The organism is Aminobacter sp. P4_H6_2, from assembly GCF_056400805.1.
On record NZ_JBFUKO010000694.1, the window covers coordinates 1 to 2,676 of the forward strand.

General features: G+C 56.8%; 3 protein-coding genes. All 3 read right to left on the bottom strand.

The features are described from left to right. Positions 1-102: 102 nt before the first annotated feature. Positions 103-600 (bottom strand): nuclear transport factor 2 family protein, encoded by a 498-nt coding sequence (locus tag AC1DUU_RS28770; RefSeq protein ID WP_476786740.1) that lies wholly within the window; start codon positions 598-600, stop codon positions 103-105. A 490-nt stretch (positions 601-1,090) separates the two neighbouring features. Then, entirely contained in the window at positions 1,091-1,588 is a 498-nt protein-coding gene (locus AC1DUU_RS28775) for a hypothetical protein (RefSeq protein ID WP_476786741.1), read from the bottom strand. Next, positions 1,585-2,502 (bottom strand): LysR family transcriptional regulator, encoded by a 918-nt coding sequence (locus AC1DUU_RS28780; RefSeq protein ID WP_476786742.1) that lies wholly within the window; start codon positions 2,500-2,502, stop codon positions 1,585-1,587. The genes AC1DUU_RS28775 and AC1DUU_RS28780 overlap by 4 nt, the downstream gene beginning before the upstream one ends. Positions 2,503-2,676: the final 174 nt, after the last annotated feature.

Genomic DNA, 2,676 nt, shown 5'->3' on the forward strand with positions numbered 1-2,676 from the left:
CCTTCAGCCAATGACTGACCGGCTTGGTCCGTTTCAGCGAGACCACCACCGGATGGCAGTCTCAGTCGTTCGCGTTTATGGATTCGCGACCTAGCTCTTGGATTATGCAAGGCCGCCAACACATTCATTTCTCCGGACGGTATATGCGTTCGCACTGTCGCTTGTTGAGACAGAGTGTTTCAGAGCAGACTGAATTTCCGTTGTATCGAAATAGAACGGTGTTCCCTCAATCAACAGCCCGTCCTCAAACCTCAATATTTCTGCAAATGGCTGTGCTATTGAAACTCCAGTTGCTCGGGATGTCATTTTCAATGTGCATGAGACGTACAGCTTGGATGGAGAGCCGGAACACTTCAGATCTTCCACAGCCATATTGCTGAATACTCCGTTCATTTGTTGCATCAGTCCGGCGATGCCGTCCAAGCCTTTCCAGTCGCCTGAGTATGGGAGTGATGTCGGCTCGTGCACGACGACATCTGGATGGAACGCGTCCGCCAATATCCTGATGTCCTTTGCCTCCGATGCCATAAAGGACATTTCCGCCTGGAACATTCTTTCAAGAATTTGCATCGACGAAAGTGCTTCTTCTCGGTTGATCATCGTATTTTCCTCGCTTCCACGGTAATGACGAGGTGCATGAATAGTGCCATGAAGAGAGCGCGGCCACCCGTTTCTTGCTTTCAAATCCGAACAGCTAGGGTGAAGAGAGGCGGTGTGGGTCTGTCTATAGACAACTACTGCGAACGTCGGATCGCCACCAATCCTCGCCATTGACGTGGCGGCAAAAGTCAGGATATTTGCGACAAGGGAATGTCGCAGTAGGGGTGGGTAGCGGTCTGGCGGCTTTGTCGGCGTGGGTCTGAGAAGCAGACATTGGTCCGTTGGCGAATCGGGGACCGATTGTAGACATTTGAGGCCTCCAGAGCGGCGTTGCTGACGCTCCCAGCGGCAGAGCCACCGGCTCGCCAGCGAACAAGATGTGAGCCTAGATCCCGCTCAGCTCCCGACGCACGGCCGAGTACTCTTCCAAAAACGGCAGGACTTTCTCCGTCTTCCACAGCGTAGCCTTGCCCTTGCCGAGGACGACCATCTATCCGGTATTGGCGTCGGCGGAGAAGTGACCGTGGGCAAACGCATTGCGCTCGTCTGCGAGCTTCTTGAGGCGGGCGTGCGGGACCCTCGGGGCAGTCGGAACGCTGACGAGCAGCAACTCCAGCGCTTCGACGCGAGCCATGAACTGCTTGTTGATGGCCTTGCCCTGTAGGTCGTCTCGTTTCGCTTGCGACAGGGTGCAGAAGATCATGTCGCTGACGAAAATCTTGATCCTATTGAAGGCCAGGAGCGCGTCCGCGAGCTCCTCCTTGTAGATGGCCTCCTGGCTCTCGAAGTAGCTCAGCTGGCGCAGGAAGTTCGTCGTCGGGTCGTCGTTTTCGTGGCTCATTGCTTTGTCATCAGCACYAGGATCAAGACCACTAGAAGCCCGATGATCCACCCCGCCGAAGTCCTTATCGATCCGAGCAGCTTTTCCAATTGCGGGTCGGGCGCCGTGGCGGCTGTCGTTGATGTGAACGGGGGGGCCGACGTTCAAATTGAAYCGCTCCCCCCTTCTTTCAACCGCACCTGTATGAATTCCAGCAACGCACGAACCCGCGCAGTCACGGAATGCCGGTGACTGTACGCACCAAGCAATTGCAGTGGCGCAGGACAAAGATCCAACGGCACTTCTTGCAACCGGCCTGAGGCAAGATCTTCCTGACATGGGGAGGCGGCGAGTATTGCGAAGCCGATGCCCTGCCGCGCGCCAGCCATGGCCAGTTCCCCGCTATTGACACGATAGTTGCTACGCACAGGCACCTTCACGATTTCGCCCGCAGTGTCGAGAAACTGCCAGGGATGGCCCTTCAATGCGCTCACGGTGGTGATGCAAGGCAAGGATCTAAGTTCCCGCACTTGGCGCGGTATCCCGGTTTTGGCCAGCAGAGCAGGCGCCGCGACCACAATGCTCGGCAACGTAGCGAGTTCGCGGGTGATAAAAGCACTGTCCTCCTGGCGCCCACGATGGAAGACGATGGAGAGGTCCACGTCTTCCCGGAGCACCTCCAAGCCGGTCAGGCGCGTGTCGCATTCCAGTTCAACACCGGGATGAAGGCTGCAGAATTCGGCCAGGATAGGGGCTAGCAGCCTGGGCGCTTCGTTTGGCATGCACATCCTTAGAGGGCCCCGCAGTTCGCGCTGCACCACGCTGAGCTCTTCCTCCGTGGCAAGTAAGGAATCGAGCAGTGGTTTTGCGCGTTCGTAGAGCAGCCTGCCAGCTTCCGTCATGCGAAGGTGGCGAGTGCTACGCTCCAGCAACCGGACGCCCAACTTCCGTTCCAGTGTGGCGATGTGCCGGCTGACGTTAGACGATGGCAGGCCAAGCAAGCGCGCAGCGCCGGAAAAGCTTTGCTCATCAACGACGGCTGCGTAGACACGAACGGCATTCAGATCGAGGGCGCTACGCATCTTTTATCCCACTTGAGATACAARCATCACTCATTTTTGCATGCTAATTCTCAAAAGCGGCAGAGTTTAGGGTGGAGCTCCTTGAAGGCCAGAGACGGCGTGTCTGGGCCAGTCGAACAGGAGTGCTTCGGCATGGAAATCGGAATACTTGGCGGTGGGATTGCAGGTTTGAGC